We start from the raw sequence: 17018 nt of genomic DNA, 5'->3' as shown, positions 1-17018 counted from the left end.
CCTCCTGTCGCTCGCGTCTGCGACGGTGACCGCCAGTCGGCGAGCGCACCACGAAGCATTGACATGGCATGCCGTTCCATGTAGAGATACTCAGGACGCGCCACCGTCTCCACCAGCGCGGTACCCATCGACGGCATCGGCCGAAAGAGGTGCTCATGCGCATCACTGACGTTCGCACAATCCTGCTCACCGGCCCCTCGACCAACGAAAGATGGGTGGTCTCCGCCAAGCGACAGCGGACCGCCGCATTCATCGAGGTACACACTGATGGGGGATTGGTCGGAGTCGGCGAGACGTACGCGGGCTACTTCGCGCCTGAACTCGTCGGCCCAGTGGTCGACTACGTCCGGCCGATCCTGCTCGGGGCGGACACAACGGATCCAGCCGTCCTCGCCACGCGCATGCGCAGATGCCTGGTGTACACAGCCCGGGTCGGAGTGGCGGCGGCGATCCTGTCCGGTGTCGAGGCCGCGCTCTGGGATCTGGCCGGTAAAGCAGAAGGGGTTCCCGCCTATCAGCTCCTGGGCGGAGCCAAGCACGACAAGCTTTGGGCCTACGCCACCGGAGGCCCGTCGCCGTGGCCACCGGACGAGCTCAAGCGCAAGCTGGACCGCTACCTGGAGCTCGGCTTCACCGCGTTCAAGGTGTCCTCGGGATACCGCTCCGTAGCCGACAACCGATCTGTCGTACCGCGGCCGAGCCCGAATGAAGCTGCAGAGTTCGAAGCCGAGAAGGTCGCCATGATGCGCACGCACGTGGGCAAGCAGGTCGGCATCATGCTCGACGGCCACATGGGACACCGCAGTGGCAAGGCCAGCTGGGATCTCGCCACCGCGAGCGCGGTGTTGGCCGCCTTGGAGCCCTTCGACATCACCTTCTTCGAAGAGCCGCTGGCCTACGAAGACCCCGACGAGTACGCCGAGCTGACCCGGACCTCGCCGATCCGGGTCGCAGGCGGCGAGCAACTGAGCACCTCGGACGAGTTCCGGCTCTGGATGGCACGAGACGCGTTCGCGGTCGCCCAGCCCGACGCTTCCTGGCTCGGCATGTCGGAGTTCGTTGAGGTCGGCCGGCTCTCGGCCGAGCGCGACGCGGCCATTGCGTCGCACGCCTGGAGCGCCGGTGTCGGTGTCATGCAGAACATCCACGCGGCGTTCGCGACAGCGTCCACGCTGGTCGTAGAGATCCCGCCCGATGCCGGCGAACTGCATACCCTGCTGTGGGGCGACAACCTGGTGATCCGGGACGGCTACGTGCTGCCACCCGAGGCGCCCGGCCTCGGCGTCGACCTCAGCGAGGGGATCAAAGAGCGATTCCCCTTCCAGCCTGGCATGGAGGAGTTCGTCAGCGTGCCCGGCAAGACGCTGCGGAGCTGAGCCCCATGAGCGAGCACATCGTGGTGGCGCAGCCCGTGGACGACGAGGGTTTACGCAGGGTGCGACGCCTCGCGGCCGATGCCCGCGTCGACTGCGTCGCGCCGTTCGGCACCGGCCACCACCTACCCGCCGAGCTGGCCGACACCGCCACCGTGCTCTTCGCCGACCTGGTGCCTGCCAACGTCGGCGACATGAAGGCGTTGTCGTGGCTGCAGCTCGGGTCGGCCGGGTACGCCCAGCTGGCCGGTACCGGCCTGCGACCCGAAGTCGCGGTGACCAACGCCAGCGGCGTGAACGACATCCCGATAGCCGAGTGGTGCCTGCTGATGATGCTCACCTTTCGGCGACGGTTCACGAGCATGCTCGACGAGCAGCGCGCCCGATGCTGGAACCGGGATCCGGCCTTCCAGGCCGAGCTTCGTGGACTCCGGGTAGGGATCGTCGGCTACGGAAACATCGGACAGGAGGTGGCCCGGCTCGCACGGGCGGTCGGCCTGGAGATCTGGTCGCTCTCTCGGTCGGCTCCCGGACCTCGACGTGGACGCTACGACCCCCTGGACCGGCCGGAGGAGGACTGGCCCGTCCCCGATCGGTCCTTCGGCTTCGACCGAAGCGCCGACTTCTACTCCGGGCTGGACTATCTGATCGTCGCCACTCCCGACACGCCGTCGACCCGGGGACTGGTCGATGCGGCCGCATTCGCTGCCCTGCCCCCACACGCCATCGTGCTCAACCCGGCTCGTGCCCCCGTCGTCGACGAAGCCGCCCTGCGGCACGCGCTCATCTCCGGCCAGATCGCCGGAGCCGCCCTCGACGTGCACTACCGCGCGCCCATGCGCCCCGACGACCCGACCTGGGACCTGCCGAACACGGTGGTCACTTCGCACATCTCCGGGTCGTCGTCGAGCACTCACTTCCGCAGCCGCGTCTGGGACCTATTTTACCGGAACCTCGACCGCCACCTCTTTGGGCGGGATCTGCTGAACCGCATCGAACCCGCCGATCTCCCGTCCCGCTGAAGCCGTTCTGCGGGGTCACACAGTACCGATCATGGAGGACTGATGACGACAACCATCGCGCGGAGATATACCGCGCTGGCGGCTGCCATCCTGCTCATGACATGCCTTCTATCAATCACCGTCATGGGTCTCGGGCAAGCTGACGCCGGAGAGACGACCTACCCCGTGAACAACCCGTCCTTCGAACAGGCCGAGCCGAGCGGGGCCCCGACCGACTGGACGGTCAGCACGTCCGGCAGCGGCGGATCTGCCGCTATCACCGAAGACGACGCTCACTCCGGCGACAACAGCCTCCGGGTCGAGCAGCCGGCCGGCTCCACGGTGATCGTGACCGGCAACCTGACACCGGTCGATCGCCAGGGACAGCGGTTCGTGGTGCGGGGATGGATGTACCTCGAGGACGGGGCGTCAGCCGCACTGACGGTGCAGTACTACAACGAGGCGGGTACCCGTCGGCACTTCCGGGAGATCAGGCTCCCCGACGACTCCACCGGCTGGCAGCAGCTGGAGGTCAAGTTCGCGGCGCCCCCGCTGGTGGTCGAGCCGTTCGTCACCGATGTCGCCGTGATGATCAGAGCCGACTCCCCCGGCGGCGGAGTCACCCTGATCGACGACCTCGAGCTCATCGAGGAGGCCCCCGAGGTCTATGACCCCGTCCTCGGGCAGAAGCAGGAGCTGTTCATCGACGACTACAGGATCGATACGACCGACCTCGAGCGCGTCGTGCACCCTGGCGACAAGAGCGGACCGGTCGTCACGCCCACCGAACCGTGGGAGTCGAACATGGTCCAGCTCTACGGCTCGGCCTTCTACGACCCGACCTACGAGAAGTACCGCATGTGGTACTCCGGCATCAACCGGGGCTGGCGGCTCCTCTACGCCGAGAGCGACGACGGTGAGACGTGGACCAAGCCGGACCTCGGCCTCGTCGAGTACGAGGGCTCGACCGCGAACAACATCGTGATGAACGCCGCCGGGGGCGGCGGGGTGGTCTACGACCCGCACGACCCCGACCCGAACCGTCGCTACAAGCTGCTCACCCTGGTGAACCCGCCACGTACCTACCAGGCCTTCTTCTCCCCCGACGGGCTGACCTGGACTCCCTCGCCAGTGAATCCCGCGCTACCCGCGGCCGATGTGGTGACCGTCGACTACGACGAGGAGAACCGGCTCTTCATCGCGATGTCGAAGCAGCCGTTCGGGGTTCGCGCGTTCTTCCTGTCTACCAGCACGGACTTCGTGAACTGGACGACTCCCGAGCTGGCCCTGGCCGCCGACGACATCGACCGCCAGGCCGCCTACGACAACGGTGCCCTTGAGGCCCAGGCCTACGGGTTCCCGGTAGTGGCCTACGGCAACGACTATGTCGGCTTCCCTTGGATCTTCGAGATCACCGGCACGGACGCCAGCGGCGGCTTCGGCGGAGGAGCGGACGGGCCGTCCGATGTCGAGATCGCCGCGTCCCGCGATCTGCTGAACTGGCACCGTCCCGACCGAACCCCGGTCGTCGAGCTGGGACCCGACGGCTCCTGGGACGACGGCATGGTGTTCACCGCCAGCAACATCAATGTCAGCGATACCGAGGTCTGGACCTACTACGGCGGCTGGGACGACACCCACGGCATCCCCGGCGGCCAGCGTTCAGCCGCCATCGGCAAGGTCACTTGGCGAAAGGACGGCTGGGTCTCGATGCGGGCCGGCAGCCAGATCGGGACATTGACCACCAAGGAGCTGTCGGTCTCCGGTGACTCGCTCTACGTCAACGCCGAGCTGGCCGCCGGCGGATCGCTGCGGGCAGAGATCCTGGACGCCCACGGTGACCCGATCCCCGGCTTCACTGTGGCTGAGTCCAACCCGGTCACCGGTGACCAGCTGAAGGCCGAGCTGACCTGGGACGGCGCCGACTTCGCCGCGATCGGCAACCAGCTGATCAAGATCCGGTTCCACCTCTCCGACGGTCACCTGTACTCGTTCACCGTCGCCGACGGTGCGACGATCGCCTTCGGCACGAGCGACTCCGGCGTCGAGAACCGGACCGACGCCAACGGCGGGACCCTGGTCGACGAGGTGTGGTCGAACGCACCGTTCCGCAACCACGGGCAGTTCGTCCGCACCGTCCGGGAGGTGGTCGGCAGCTGGCAGGACCACGGTCTGCTGACTCGCCGGGAGGCTCAGGCGATCCACGTCGCCGCGGCCCGCTCGGACATCGGGCGCGGCTGACCGGCACCGAACCGGCCGGCGGGGTGAGTGGTCACGAGCCGCTCACCCCGCCGCCGTCGAACCACGACCGAAGGAGGACCGTTGATCGTCGACGTGCACAGCCACTGCAATATCTCCGCCCATCACGGCAGTTACGAAAAGGACCGGGCCAGGCTCTACGGGGACCGTCCCGACAATCCGCCGGATGCCTACGACGAGGCGATGAAAGCTGTCGACGTATCGATCGTCTTCGGTCTGCGCGCGTCCCGGCTCGGCGTGGCGACGCCGAACGAGTACACCGAGAACTTCGTGAAGCAGAGCACCGGCAAAACCATCGGTTTCATGGCTCTCGACCTCTGCGACGACGATGTGATGGACCAGCTCGAAGACGGCCTGTCCCGAGGGCTCAAAGGGGTCAAGCTCTACCCCATTCTCGCCGGATTCGACGCCACACAGCCCCAGCACGACGACTTCTTCCGTGAGGTCGCCCGCTTGGGTGTTCCCTTGCTTTTCCACACTGGGACGAGTGGAGCGGCAGAGGCGATGCTGGAGCTGAGCCACCCGCTCCTGTACGACAAGCTGGCCCGCCGTCACCCCGATGTGACGATGATCCTCGCGCACATGTCACATCCGTGGCAGCGCGAGTGCGTCATCGTGCTACGCAAGCACGCCAACGTCTATGCCGACGTCTCCGCCCAGTGGCTGCGCAGCATGGAGGGCTACCAGGCGCTGGTGCGCGCCCAGGAGTGGGGTGTGGTCGACAAGCTGATGTTCGGCTCTGACTATCCGATCTGGAAGCCGCAGGTCGGGATCGACGGGCTGCGCGCCATGGCGCAGAAGGACTGGTCGCCGTTCCCGCAGATCGAGCCGGAGACCATCGAGGCCATCCTGCACCGCAACAGCCTGGAGTTGCTCGGCCTCGACGTGCCCTGAGGTTCGGCTCCGAAACCACGTGGTGGCGGGATCTAGGGGGCCATGGCACCCGAGATCCCGCCACCATTGCTGCGGCCGGGGATCAGCTGCTGCAGCCGGGGATCAGCGCCGGGCCAGCACCGTCGTCACCGCGCGTTCGGTAGCCGTGAGCAACCGGTCGATGTCGTCCTCGGTGTGGGCGTAAGAGAGATTGCTGCGCTTCAGGTTCAACGGCACCTCCAGCACGCCGTCGGCCAACTGCTCGATACGGTACTGGGTGAACAGGTCGGCGTCGTTGCGCAGCAGGTCCCGGTAGTCGTTCACCGGCCCCTCCATGAAATAGGTGACAAACACGGAGCCGTAGCCGGACACCACGACGTCGATCCCCAGTCCCTTGTAGAGGCTGCGCAGCCGATCCCGTGCCAGATCGCCGAGCCGGAAGAGATGCTCGTACACGGGCTCGCTGCGAAGCTTGTCGACGGTGGCGATGGCAGCCGCCGCCATCGCCGGGTGACCGTTGTAGGTGCCCGCGAAGAACGCCGGCCTGCCCGGTGTTGTGGAGAACTGCTGCATCAGTTCGGCCCGGCCGCCGAGCGCCGCGATCGGGTAGCCGTTGGCGAACGCCTTGCCCATGGTCGTGAGGTCCGGCACCACACCGGCGATGCCTTGGTATCCGGCCAGACTGTGCCGGAACCCGCAGATCACCTCGTCGAAGACGAGCACCACACCATGCGAGGTGGCGAGGCGGCGCAACTCGGCCAGGAACCCGTCCGCCGGCAGCAGCGCGCCGACATTGTGCGGAATGGGCTCGACGATGATCGCCGCCACCTGGCCGTCGTTGTCTCGTAGCGCCGTCTCGACTGCCGCCGCATCGTTGAACGGGACGACGATGGTCGCCTCCAGCACCTCGGAGAGGATGCCGGCCGACAGCGGATCGCGTCCGCCGACCCGATCGGCCGGGGAGATCACATTCATCGCCACGCTGTCGTGCCAACCGTGGTAGCAGCCCTGGAACTTGATGACCTTGCGGCGTCCGGTCACCGTCCGGGCCACCCGAAGTGCGTGGAACGTGGCTTCACTGCCGGAGTTGGTGAACAGCACCTGCTCCACGCTTGGGAATGCGTCGACGATGCGCTCGGCCAGCTCAATCTCGTACGGAGTGACGCCCACGCCCGGGTTGTCGATACGACGCAGCGCCGCGGCGACGGCCGAATCGACCTCCGGGTCGTTGTGCCCGAGGATGGGCGGGCCGTACGCCCCATGGAAGTCGATCAGTTCGACGCCGTCCGACGTCCACAGCCGTGAACCGGCGGATCGGGTGATCACCACGTCATCCATGCCCGTGAGCGCACGCTGGGCACTGTTGACCCCGCCCGGTATCACTCGACGCGCCTCCGCGGCGGTTCGCTGCGAGAGGGCGTCCTCGAGTGTCGTCATGTGCCGTTCCCCTTCGTGATGTGCGTTCCGTTGTCAAGCGCCGGAGTCCGGCAAGACCGCCACGCAGTCGATCTCGATCTGGATGAACGAGAAGTGATTGCCGACCGTGGTCCGGGCGGGGTAGGGCTCGCTGAATACCTCGGCGTAGAGCTCGTTGAAGCGGGACCGGGCGGACTCGTCCCGCAGATACGCCCGGACTTGGACCACGTCGCGCAGAGTGGCACCCCCCGCGGCCAGTACGGCCTCGACGTTCTGGATGGTCCGGTGGAACTCTTCGTCGAATGTGCCGGGCACGATTCCCTGGCCGGGGACTGTAGACGCCTGCCCGGACACGAACAGCAGGTTCGCCACCCGCACCCCCGACGACAGCGGGATCTTCGGCGGATTGTCCGGGTTCGGCTCGACGTGTTCGATCCTCATGGTTTCCTCACCGCTCCTCCGGTTCTGACACCTGTCACCACACCGTCGGCAGCGACCAGCGCGCCGCCGGCATAGACTCGCTCGACGCCTTCTGGGGCGCGGCGCGGCTCGAGATATGTCGACCGCTCGGCCACCGTGTCCAGGTCGAGCACCACGACGTCGGCACGCGCCCCCGGCAGCAGGCGTCCGCGATCGGCGAGGCGGGCACGGTCGGCAGGCCCAGAGGTGCATCGGCGAACCGCGTCCTCCACGGCCAGCAGCGATTCCTTCCGCACGTAGCGCTCGAATAGCCCTGGGTAGGCACCGAAGTAGCGCGGATGCGGCAATCCGGGCACGCCGGCTCCCCCGGGATCGACGGCGATGCCGTCGGAGCCGATCAGCGAAGCCGGGTGGCACAGCACTGTCCGCAGGTCGTCCTCGCAGCGGCCGAAGGCGACCATTCCCGGATCGCCGCCCGCGAGCAGACCGAACACCACCTCGGTGGGCTCCTGCCGCCGCTCGATCGCCAGCTCGGCCACTGTTCGGCCGGCCAGCTCCGCCGCCCATGGGACGTCGCTCAGCATGATCTCGTCCCAGCCCACCGCACGTGAGGCCATGGCCTCGGCGATGCGCTGGCGATTCACCGGGTCGGCCAGGCGGCGCCGCAGGCCCTCGAGCCCTCCGTCCACCGCCCACCGCGGCACCACCTGCGAGAGGTTCGTGCTGCCAGCCAGGTAGGGATAGATGTCGACCATGACATCGGCGCCCCTGTCGCGGGCCTCGTCGACCTGGGCGAGCGCGTCGTGCACAGCGCCCCAGTTCCGCCGGCCCACTGCTGCCAGATGAGAGATCTGCAGCCGGCACCCCGCCCGCTCGGCCACCCGCAGCACTTCCCCGACCGCGGCGGTCAGGTGGTCGCCGTAGTCGCGCATGTGCACGCTGAGCAGCGCGTCGTGCTGGGCCACGACACGCGCCAGGGCGACCAGCTCTTCCTCGGCGGCGTAGGCGCTGGGCGGATACATCAACCCGAGGGACAGCCCGACAGCTCCATCGCGCAGTGCCTGGTCGAGCAGCCGCGCCATCTCGGCAAGTTCGTCGTCGGTCGGCGGCCGCTCCAGCAGCCCGACCGCACTGACCCGGATCGGCAGATGCCCGGCGAGAGCGGCGATGCTCATCGCCGGGCGCGCTTCGTCCACCCGGGCCAGGTAGCCAGCCATGCCGGTCCAGCTCCATACGACCCCGGGCGCGTCCACGATGGTCATCAGCGAGCGGGTCGACGACGCAGCGGCCGGCGCGCCGACCGGGCCCACGCCGAGACCGCAGTTGCCGGACACCTCCGTGGTCACGCCCTGGACGATCTTGCTGGTGCTGGCGGGGTGATGGAGCACGGTGAGGTCGGAGTGACCGTGGATGTCGACGAAGCCCGGGCACACCACGCGACCCGTGACGTCGACACGCTCGCCTGCCTCGGTCGTGGCGAGGTCGCCGATCGCGGCGATACGACCGTGACGCCAGCCGACGTCCGCCCGACGGCCTGGCCGTCCGCTGCCGTCGACGACGTCCCCGCCGAGAAGGACGGTGTCCAGGACCTGGGCGGTCACGCTGGCGTCGCCACGATCGGTGTGCGCAGGACTCCGAGGTCGCCGACCCGAGCGGTCATGACGTCGCCGGGTTCGAGATACGTGGCCGACGCTGCTCCCACGCCCGCCGGGGTGCCTGTCTCGATGACGTCGCCCGGCTCGAGCGTCATGAACGACGACGTGAACGCGATGAGCTGTGCAACTCCGAAGATCATGTCGGCGGTCGACCCCTGTTGCCGGACTTCGCCGTTGACATCCAGGTACAGCTCCAGCGCATGCGGATCCGGAACTTCGTCCGCTGACACCAGATAGGGGCCAAGCGGAGCGAAGCCGTCCGGCCACTTGCCGACGAGCCAGTCGAAGAACGGTCGCACATGCTCCGGACTTCGATCGACGTGGAAGTCGACCGAGCGCGCCGAGATGTCGTTGGCGGTCATGTAGCCGGCCACCACATCGAGCGCCCGCTCCTCCGGGATGTTTCTGCACCGCTGGCCGATGACCACCGCCAGCTCGACCTCCCAGTCCACCTCTGTGGACATGGAGGGCAGCGCCAATGGGTCGGTGGGTCCGATGATGGCCGTCGACGGCTTGAGGAACAGTCGAGGCGTGGCACGCTCGGGGCTCATCGGCTCGCCGCCGCCCTCGCGAATGTGGTCGGCGTAGTTGGCCGCCACCGCGAGCAGCTTCGGCGGGCGTCGCAGCGGCGCGCCGATGGTCACCCCGGCCAGTGGGTACTCGGGGCCTCGAGCCGAGGACACCGCATCCAGGCCGCCGCCTTCCAGGACGCTGAGCAGGTCGCCCGCGCCGAGCTCGACGACCGTCGCATCGGCACCGACGCCTTGAACCCGGCCGTGGTACGTCTGGCCGGAGCGGGTATAGGTCACGAACCGCATCTCATCGCCCCGTCTTCCCGGTAAGGGGGACGACGACCTGGCCGTCGGAAGCCCTGCGGGCGGCCTCCACGATCTCGGCCACCGCCACCGCGTCGGCCAGGCTGAGCGTGGGTCGTGCCTGATGGCGGACCGCCGCCGCCAAGTGGTCAAGCATCGCCGCGATCGCACCCGCGCCGTATCGCCGGGCCCGCGACCCACCATTGACCTGGACGGACGGCTTGCCGAGATCGACGGTCAGGACGCCTTCGCTTCCCATCACCCGGTAGAGGTGGTCCCCAGCTATGCCGTTCGGGTGGCCCTTCGTCGGCGTGCGCCCCACCGTCAGCGACACCGGCACGTCGTGCTCGAACGTCAGAGACAACACCGCCAGGTCCTCGTCCCGGCCGGCGAAGAACGGGCTGCTGCGCCACGCCGCAACCGACGTCGCCTCCAACCCGATGATCGCCCGCACGATATCCAGCGAGTGGCCCAGCCCGTTGGCCAAGGCGCCGTTCTGCCACTCGGTGGTGCCCTCTGCCAGCAACAACTCGCTCTGCACGGCCCAAGGAAGGCCGATGTCGCCGCGCGCCACCGCGGCCGTCGCCCGCAGGACCGCGGGGTGGAACCTCATGGCGTGCCCGGGCATGGCGACCACACCGCTCCGTTCGACGGTGTCCGCCAACTCGCGAGTCGCTGCGGCCGTCCGGGCAGCGGGCTTGTCGAGCAGCAAGTGAACGCCGCTCGCCGCCAGCGCCGCGACGACCGACCCACGCCTGTCCAGTGCCGAGCAGACACAGGCAACGTCGGCGGCCTCGGCGGCGGCCGTGAAGTCCTCGAACACCGGCAGGTCAAGATCGGCAGCGAGCTGAACCGATCGTTCCCGTTCGACGCCGCCCGCGGCCGGATCGTCGACGACCCCCACGACGTCGTAGGCGGGATGGGCGATCAACGCTGGGCCGAAGCTCAGCCGCTGGTGCTCCGAGCCGCCGGCGTCCCCGGCCCCGCACAGGATCGTCCTCAACGGCTCACTCATCGCCGATCTCCTTCCACACGTCCGCGACTGCGACGACGTCGCCGGTCGCCATCGACCGCTCCGCTGCCACGCCCAGCACGACGGCACGCAGCCCGTCGGCGCCGGTCACCGCGGGAGCCTGCTCGCCCCGGACGGCAGCCACCCAAGCGGCTGCCTGCTTCAGGAATGGGCTGGCGCCGCCACCGACAGGGCGGGTGACGCCCTCGGTGAACAGCAGCGGTGCCTCGCCGTCCCACGGCACTCGCAAAGTCCCCTCGGTGCCCACCACCACTGCGTCGCGGTATGAGATGTGTCGCGGGTGATTGGCCCGGCTCATCTCGCAGATCGCCGTGGCGCCGGAGGCAAAGCCGACGGTCATCAGCAGGTGGTCATGGACTTCGAGCTGAGCTGCGGACTGCTTGCGCCCCTGGGCGTGGACATGGGTCGGCTCGTCGCCCAGCCACCAGGTCACCAAGTCGAGCAGATGGACGCCGTTGTGCAGGCCGTGCCCACCGGATCGCTGACGATTGATCTGCCAATTGCGCCAGTCGGTCCACAGCCACCCGCCCAGGAAGGTCAGCCTGGCATGCACCGGCCGACCGACCTCGCCGTCGTCAATGGCCTGCTTGATCGCGTTCGAGTACTCGGCGAACCGGTGGGTGTGGGCGGCCGCGAGGACCAGGCCGCGCTCGTCGAAGGCGTGCGCCAGCCTGGCGGCCACTGCCGGATCGGTGGCGAGCGGCTTCTCGACCAATGCGTGCACGCCGGCCTCGGCGAGAGTGGTGGCGATGGCGCCGTGGGTGTCGTTCGGGGTGCAGACGACGGCCGCGTCGCATGCCCACAGGTTGATCGCCTCGGCGAGGTCGGTGGCGCTGGCGATGCCGCCGGCTCGTCGCGCTGCGTCTGCTGCGCGGGACGGGTCGATGTCGACGATGCCGACGACCACGACACCGGCTAGCCGCGACAGGGCGTCCAGATGCTCCCCCGCGATGAACCCGGACCCGACGATCGCCACCCGGAGCGGTGACTCGATCAACTGTCCTCCCGAAGCTCGGAGCCGGTGCGCGAGACCGTCACAGCACCGCTCGAATGATGTTCCGCGAAATATGGAACATAATTTCATGTAGACTCTATGGGAGGTTCGCCCGAGTCGTCAACGCCGTGTCGGGTCACACTTGTCAGGCATCGAGCGCACTTGCCAGCACCCGAGCTACGAGGAGCCGCCGTGGCATCCCCATCGGTCCACGACCATCTCTCCACGCCGTTCGCCGTCTTGGACGCGGACGCGCTGGAGCACAACCTGGCCACCATGGCGCGGTGGTGCACCGAACGCGGCGTCGAGCTGATGCCGCACGGCAAGACCACCATGGCTCCGTCTCTGTTCGAGCGTCAGCTCGCCCACGGCGCCACTGGGATCACCGCAGCCACCCCGGCCCAGGTGCGGCTCATGCGCGAGTTCGGCGTGCCCGCGATCCAGCTGGCCAGCCAGTTGGCCCAACCCCGCGAGGCGGCCTGGATCGCCGGTGAGATCGCGCGCGGTGCCTTTGCGTTCTCTAGCTGGGTGGACTCTGTCGCCGGTGTCGAGTTTCTCGATGCCGCTGGCGGCATGGCGGATATCGTGTTCGACGTTCTGTTGGAGATCGGCATCCCGAATGGCCGGACCGGCTGCCGGACCGAAAGCGAGCGGGCGGCGGTAACCGACGCGGTGCGGCGTGCCCCCAACGTCCGGCTCGCGGGTGTCGCCGGGTACGAGGGTGTGGTGGCCGGTCGCCGCGACCCGGAGTCGATGTCGACGGTTCATCGCTACTTGTCGTCAATCCGGGCAGCTGCCGAGGAACTGCTCACCTCCGGCGCCGTCGACGACGACCGGCCGCTCGTGCTCACCGCTGGTGGCAGCATGTTCTTCGACGCAGTGGTCGATGAGCTGGCCACCGGGTGGACGTGCGGCAGCGTCCGGATCGTGCTGCGCAGCGGCTGCTACGTGGTGCACGACCATGGCCTGTTCCATCAGGATTCACCGCTCGACGGTCCTGGCGTCGACCAGCCGCTGCGGCCGGCACTGACCGTGTGGGGAACCGTCCTGTCGCGGCCGCAGCCCGATCGTGCGTTCCTGGACGCCGGTCGCCGCAACGTCTCATTCGACCAGGGCCTTCCAACACCGCTGGCTCGGCTGCCCCTCGGGGCCGGCCAGCCGGAGCCGATGACCGGTGCGACCGTCACCAAGCTCAACGACCAGCACGCGTTCGTGGAACTCGACCCGAGCACGCAGTTGGACGTCGGCGACCGGGTTCAGCTGGGCATCTCACATCCCTGCACCACCTTCGACAAGTGGCGACTGATTCCGCTCGTACGAGACGGACGCGTCATCGACACCGTCAGCACGTACTTCTGAGCGCACGGGGGTGGTCGCTGTCCCGCCGACGGACCCACTGAGGGTAGTGCTCGTTCAGCGCCTCGAGGAAGGACTTGTACGCTTCGTCCGTCGAGCCCTGGTATGGCGGCAGCAGCCGCAGCGGAAACTCGGGGTCGTGGACCTTGGCGAAGACCTTGTCGAACGCCCCGTCGATGTGCGGGCCCGGCCCTACCGCCCGGCGCAGCTCGCCGCTCATCCCGACCAGCTCGGCACACATCGCCATCAGCGCCGCCACATCCCGAGCCACCCCGGCGTCGAAGAACTCTCGTGCCCGCCGCGGATTCACGGACGCGACGGACACGAGGAAGCCCGCCGGCCCGACCAGACTGGCGTAGCTGTACGTCGACTCGGTGAAGAAATGGCGGATCGACGGAGTCTGGGCGAATAGGCGGTGCACGGTCGGGTAGTCGGCCCGGGTGTGCTTGACGGCCACCAGGTTCGGATGCCGGGCCGCCAGCGTGGCGTAGTCGTCCGGCGTCAGCATCCGTCCGGATCTGGCCAGGTTGTAGTGCAGGAAGTCCGCGTTCGGGAACCTCCCGCACGTCTCGGCGAAGAAGCTGGCCAGCTCGACGTCGTTGAGGGCGCCCCACGACGGCAGGGACAGCTGGAACGACCGGATGCCGCGGATCAGACAGCGCTCGATCCGGTCGATCACCGTGGGCAACGACAGGCTGATCAGGCCGACCATGGGTTCGACGCCGTGCCGACGCGCCTCGTCGGCGAAGACGTCCACCACCTGGTCGAAGCGCGGCTCGTCCACCGCGTGGCCCTCGCCGGCCGTGCCGAACACGTAGAGGTCGCCGAAGCCCTCGCGCACCAGGCCGGCAATCGAGTCACGGAACACATGGTCAGCGAGCTGGCCAGCCTGGTCCCACGGCACGCAGCAGGCGGCCAGCACGGTACGGGGAAAGCGAGCGTCGTCGGTCATCGGGCACTCAACTGCAGCATGTCGCGTCCCTCCGCGTAGTGACAGGCGCTTCGGCCGGCGTCACCGTGTTCGATCAGCAAGGGCTCTTCGGCGGCGCACCGCTCGGTCGCCTTCCAGCACCGGGTGCGGAAGCGGCAGCCCGACGGCGGCGCAGCCGGGTTGGGCACGTCGCCCTCCAGGACGATCTCCTCCCGCCGCCCCCGGCCGTCCGGGTCGGGCAGCGGTACCGCCGACAGCAGCGCCTGTGTGTAGGGGTGAGTGGGCGCGGCGAACACTTGCTCGGTCGGCCCCTCCTCGACGATCCGGCCCAGGTACATGACCGCCACCCGGTCGCTGATGTGCTTCACCACCGACAGGTCGTGGGCGATGAACAGGAACGCGATGCCCAGCCGCTCCTGCAGGTCCGTCAGGAGGTTCACCACCTGCGCCTGGATCGAGACGTCCAGCGCCGACACCGGCTCGTCCAGTACCAGCACCTCTGGCTGCAGCGTCAGCGCACGAGCGATGCCGATGCGCTGTCGCTGACCACCGGAGAACTCGTGCGGGTAGCGGGTGGCGTGCTCGGGCAACAGGCCGACCTGTTCCAGCGCGTCGTCGACGACCTTCGCCCGCTCCCGGGGCGTGCCGATCTGCTGGACCACCAGCGGCTCGGTCACCACCTCGCGGACCGTCATCCGCGGGTTCAGCGACATGTACGGATCCTGGAAGATCAGCTGCACCTTCCGGCGGTACTCACGCAGCTGCGCACCGGCCAGCGCCGTCACATCCTGGCCCTGGAACAGCACCCGACCGGCCGAGGCGTCGTACATGCGCATGATGGTCCGGCCGAGGGTCGACTTTCCGCAGCCGGACTCCCCTACCAGCCCCAGCGTCTCGCCCTGGTGCAAGGAGAGGTCCACGCCGTCGACGGCGTACACCGTCCCCTGGCGCCGGCGTAGGATCTGGCTCTGGATCGGGAAGTGCACCTTCAGCCCCTCCAGGCGCAGCACGTCCGCGCCGGTCACGACCGCACTCCGGAACCGACCATAGGCTCGGCGCCCGCCTCCAGCTCGTCGACGAAGTGGCATGCACTGTGGTGCCGGACGCCGACCTCCAGCAGCGGCGGCACGGTCGTGACACACTCCGGCCGGCCGTTGCCGAGCCAGCACCGAGGCTCGAACGGGCAGCCCGGCGGACGGTCGGCCAGGCCGGGCGGCGCACCGGGGATGCTCGCCAGCCGGTCCACGCGGTCGTCCAGCCGAGGCAGGCTTCGCAGCAGCGCCACCGTGTACGGATGCCGAGGACGACGGAAGATCTCGCGTACATCTCCGGACTCCACGACTCGCCCCCCGTACATGACCACCACTCGATGGGCCCGCTCGGCCACCAGACCGAGATCGTGCGTGACCAGCAGCATCGCCGCGTCCGCCCGGACGTTCGGATCGGTCAGCACGCGCAGCACCTGGGCCTGCACCGTGACGTCGAGGGCGGTCGTCGGCTCGTCGGCGATGAGCAGCGCCGGCTGGTTGGCCACCGCCATCGCGATCATCGCCCGCTGCCGCATCCCGCCGGAGAACTGATGCGGGAATTGCCGGACCCGGGTGCGCGCGTCCGGCACCCCGACGGCTTCCAGCAGCTCGACCGCACGCTGTGCCACTTCGGGGCGGCTCAACTCCGGCTGGTGTGCCCGGACGGCCTCGCGCAGCTGCCACCCGACGGTCAGCACGGGATTGAGCGACGTCATCGGGTCCTGGAAGACGACTGCGATGTCGCGGCCCTTGATCCGGCGCATCGCTCGCGCGGGCAGCCCGGCGAGATCCGTCCCACGCCACTCGATCGAGCCGCCGTCGACAGACGCCGAGCCGGGCAAGAGGCCCAGGATCGACATGACCGTGACGGACTTGCCGGAGCCGGACTCCCCCACAATGCCCACGACCTCACCGGGCCGAGCCTCGATACTCACCCCGTCGACGGCGGTCAGGGGACCGTCCTCGGTGGCGAACCGGACCACCAGGTCACGGATGCGCAGCAGCGGTTCGTCAACGTCTGACACGGGAGCCCTCCCCCTTCGCCAGCAGCGCGAGCGCCGACCGCAACCGAGGATCGCCGGTCAGCTCGTCGGCCACCTGCCTCAGCTGTTCGGCCAGCTCGTTCTCACGATCCCGGGCCAGCTCACCAGCCGCGCCGGACACGCTCAGCGCGCCGAAAACCTGCTCGTCGGAACGGACGACCACCGACACGCAGCGCAGACCGCGGGCGTTCTCCTCGTCGTCGACCGCGTAGCCCCGGGCGCGGATCCTGTCCAGCTCCGAGCGCAGCCCGGCCACGGTCGTGATGGTGTGGTCGGTCAACGCCGGGAACGGCTCCTGCGGCACGTGCTGCGGCAGTTCGGCGTCGTCGAGCTCGGCGAGCAGTGCCTTGCCCAGTCCCGAGCAGTACGCCTCTGCCAGGCTGCCTTCGGCCGCCATGAACCGCAACGGCCGATCCGGGTACTCGACGCACAGGTGGTAGACGTTGCCCGGGTCGTCCAGCACCCCGAAGTTCGCCGTCCAGCCGATGTGCTGCGCCAGCTTGCGGACGTACGGCCGGATGACGTCGGTCAGGCTGCCACTGGCCAGATACGCCGTGACGATGGGCAACACGCCGTGACCGAGCGTGAACCCCGGCCGCTCGTCGACCCGGATCACGTAGTCCTCGCCCTCCAGGACCGACAGCAGCCGCACCAGCGTGCTCTTGGGCAGCTCGGTCGCATCGTGGAGCTCGGCCAACGTCACCGGCCCGTCGGCCTCGACGATGATCCTGACCAGCTGCAGGCCGCGTGAGAGCGCGTGCGAGTGGTAGTGCGGGCGCTCCTCCTGTTGCGACTCGGCCATATCGGTCCTTTCTTCATAA

The 17018-nt window shown here is 68.6% G+C and carries 15 protein-coding genes; 5 read left to right on the top strand and 10 right to left on the bottom strand.

Going from position 1 to position 17018, the window contains the following annotated elements; genetic code table 11:
* The first annotated feature begins 68 nt into the window (after window positions 1-68).
* From JIAGA_RS0116895 to JIAGA_RS30370, 4 genes are all read left to right on the top strand, one after another.
* A complete protein-coding gene (locus tag JIAGA_RS0116895) occupies window positions 69-1376 on the top strand; it encodes an enolase C-terminal domain-like protein (RefSeq protein ID WP_084469745.1) in 1308 nt (435 codons plus the stop codon).
* A 5-nt stretch (window positions 1377-1381) separates the two neighbouring features.
* Complete coding sequence (locus tag JIAGA_RS30375) at window positions 1382-2395, top strand: NAD(P)-dependent oxidoreductase (RefSeq protein ID WP_051426193.1); 1014 nt, start codon at window positions 1382-1384, stop codon at window positions 2393-2395.
* A 42-nt stretch (window positions 2396-2437) separates the two neighbouring features.
* Window positions 2438-4615 carry a glycoside hydrolase family protein gene (locus JIAGA_RS0116885; protein WP_157553247.1) on the top strand — a complete coding sequence of 726 codons (2178 nt, stop codon included), beginning with the start codon at window positions 2438-2440 and terminating at the stop codon, window positions 4613-4615.
* 81 nt (window positions 4616-4696) lie between these two features.
* Complete coding sequence (locus tag JIAGA_RS30370) at window positions 4697-5527, top strand: amidohydrolase family protein (protein ID WP_051426192.1); 831 nt, start codon at window positions 4697-4699, stop codon at window positions 5525-5527.
* A gap of 102 nt (window positions 5528-5629) precedes the next feature.
* On the opposite strand, the gene JIAGA_RS0116875 is transcribed toward JIAGA_RS30370, so the two are convergent.
* The 6 genes from JIAGA_RS0116875 to JIAGA_RS0116850 are packed head-to-tail and all read right to left on the bottom strand — an operon-like array spanning window position 5630 to window position 11842.
* Complete coding sequence (locus JIAGA_RS0116875) at window positions 5630-6943, bottom strand: aspartate aminotransferase family protein (protein ID WP_026876579.1); 1314 nt, start codon at window positions 6941-6943, stop codon at window positions 5630-5632.
* Window positions 6944-6976: 33 nt separating this feature from the next.
* Window positions 6977-7363 carry a RidA family protein gene (locus tag JIAGA_RS0116870; RefSeq protein ID WP_026876578.1) on the bottom strand — a complete coding sequence of 129 codons (387 nt, stop codon included), beginning with the start codon at window positions 7361-7363 and terminating at the stop codon, window positions 6977-6979.
* Entirely contained in the window at window positions 7360-8943 is a 1584-nt protein-coding gene (locus tag JIAGA_RS0116865; protein ID WP_026876577.1) for an N-acyl-D-amino-acid deacylase family protein, read from the bottom strand. Before JIAGA_RS0116865 ends, JIAGA_RS0116870 begins: the two co-directional genes overlap by 4 nt.
* The gene (locus JIAGA_RS0116860) at window positions 8940-9806 is read right to left on the bottom strand and encodes a fumarylacetoacetate hydrolase family protein (RefSeq protein ID WP_026876576.1); all 867 of its coding nucleotides are present in this window, start codon (window positions 9804-9806) and stop codon (window positions 8940-8942) included. The genes JIAGA_RS0116865 and JIAGA_RS0116860 overlap by 4 nt, the downstream gene beginning before the upstream one ends.
* A 10-nt stretch (window positions 9807-9816) precedes the next feature.
* The gene (locus JIAGA_RS0116855; RefSeq protein WP_026876575.1) at window positions 9817-10827 is read right to left on the bottom strand and encodes a Gfo/Idh/MocA family protein; all 1011 of its coding nucleotides are present in this window, start codon (window positions 10825-10827) and stop codon (window positions 9817-9819) included.
* A complete protein-coding gene (locus JIAGA_RS0116850) occupies window positions 10820-11842 on the bottom strand; it encodes a Gfo/Idh/MocA family protein (RefSeq protein ID WP_026876574.1) in 1023 nt (340 codons plus the stop codon). The genes JIAGA_RS0116855 and JIAGA_RS0116850 overlap by 8 nt, the downstream gene beginning before the upstream one ends.
* Window positions 11843-12031: 189 nt before the next feature.
* Here JIAGA_RS0116850 and JIAGA_RS30365 point away from each other — a divergent pair, with 189 nt between their 5' ends.
* Window positions 12032-13198, top strand: a complete 1167-nt coding sequence (locus JIAGA_RS30365; RefSeq protein ID WP_051426191.1) for an alanine racemase — start codon at window positions 12032-12034, stop codon at window positions 13196-13198.
* Here JIAGA_RS30365 and JIAGA_RS0116840 read toward each other — a convergent pair.
* The 4 genes from JIAGA_RS0116840 to JIAGA_RS0116825 are packed head-to-tail and all read right to left on the bottom strand — an operon-like array spanning window position 13182 to window position 16999.
* Complete coding sequence (locus JIAGA_RS0116840; protein ID WP_026876573.1) at window positions 13182-14147, bottom strand: dihydrodipicolinate synthase family protein; 966 nt, start codon at window positions 14145-14147, stop codon at window positions 13182-13184. The two genes, JIAGA_RS30365 and JIAGA_RS0116840, sit on opposite strands and share 17 nt — an antisense overlap.
* Complete coding sequence (locus JIAGA_RS0116835; RefSeq protein WP_026876572.1) at window positions 14144-15151, bottom strand: ABC transporter ATP-binding protein; 1008 nt, start codon at window positions 15149-15151, stop codon at window positions 14144-14146. The genes JIAGA_RS0116840 and JIAGA_RS0116835 overlap by 4 nt, the downstream gene beginning before the upstream one ends.
* Window positions 15148-16179, bottom strand: coding sequence for an ABC transporter ATP-binding protein (locus JIAGA_RS30360; protein ID WP_051426190.1), 1032 nt, complete (start codon window positions 16177-16179; stop codon window positions 15148-15150). The genes JIAGA_RS0116835 and JIAGA_RS30360 overlap by 4 nt, the downstream gene beginning before the upstream one ends.
* On the bottom strand, window positions 16166-16999 hold the full coding sequence (locus JIAGA_RS0116825) for an IclR family transcriptional regulator (RefSeq protein ID WP_026876571.1): 834 nt from the start codon (window positions 16997-16999) through the stop codon (window positions 16166-16168). Before JIAGA_RS0116825 ends, JIAGA_RS30360 begins: the two co-directional genes overlap by 14 nt.
* Between the last annotated feature and the right edge of the window lie 19 nt (window positions 17000-17018).

Origin of the sequence: Jiangella gansuensis DSM 44835, from assembly GCF_000515395.1 — a bacterium.
Lineage (GTDB): Bacteria > Actinomycetota > Actinomycetes > Jiangellales > Jiangellaceae > Jiangella > Jiangella gansuensis.
The sequence above is the reverse complement of the archived record's forward strand: the minus strand, read 5'-3'. Positions and strand labels throughout refer to the sequence as shown.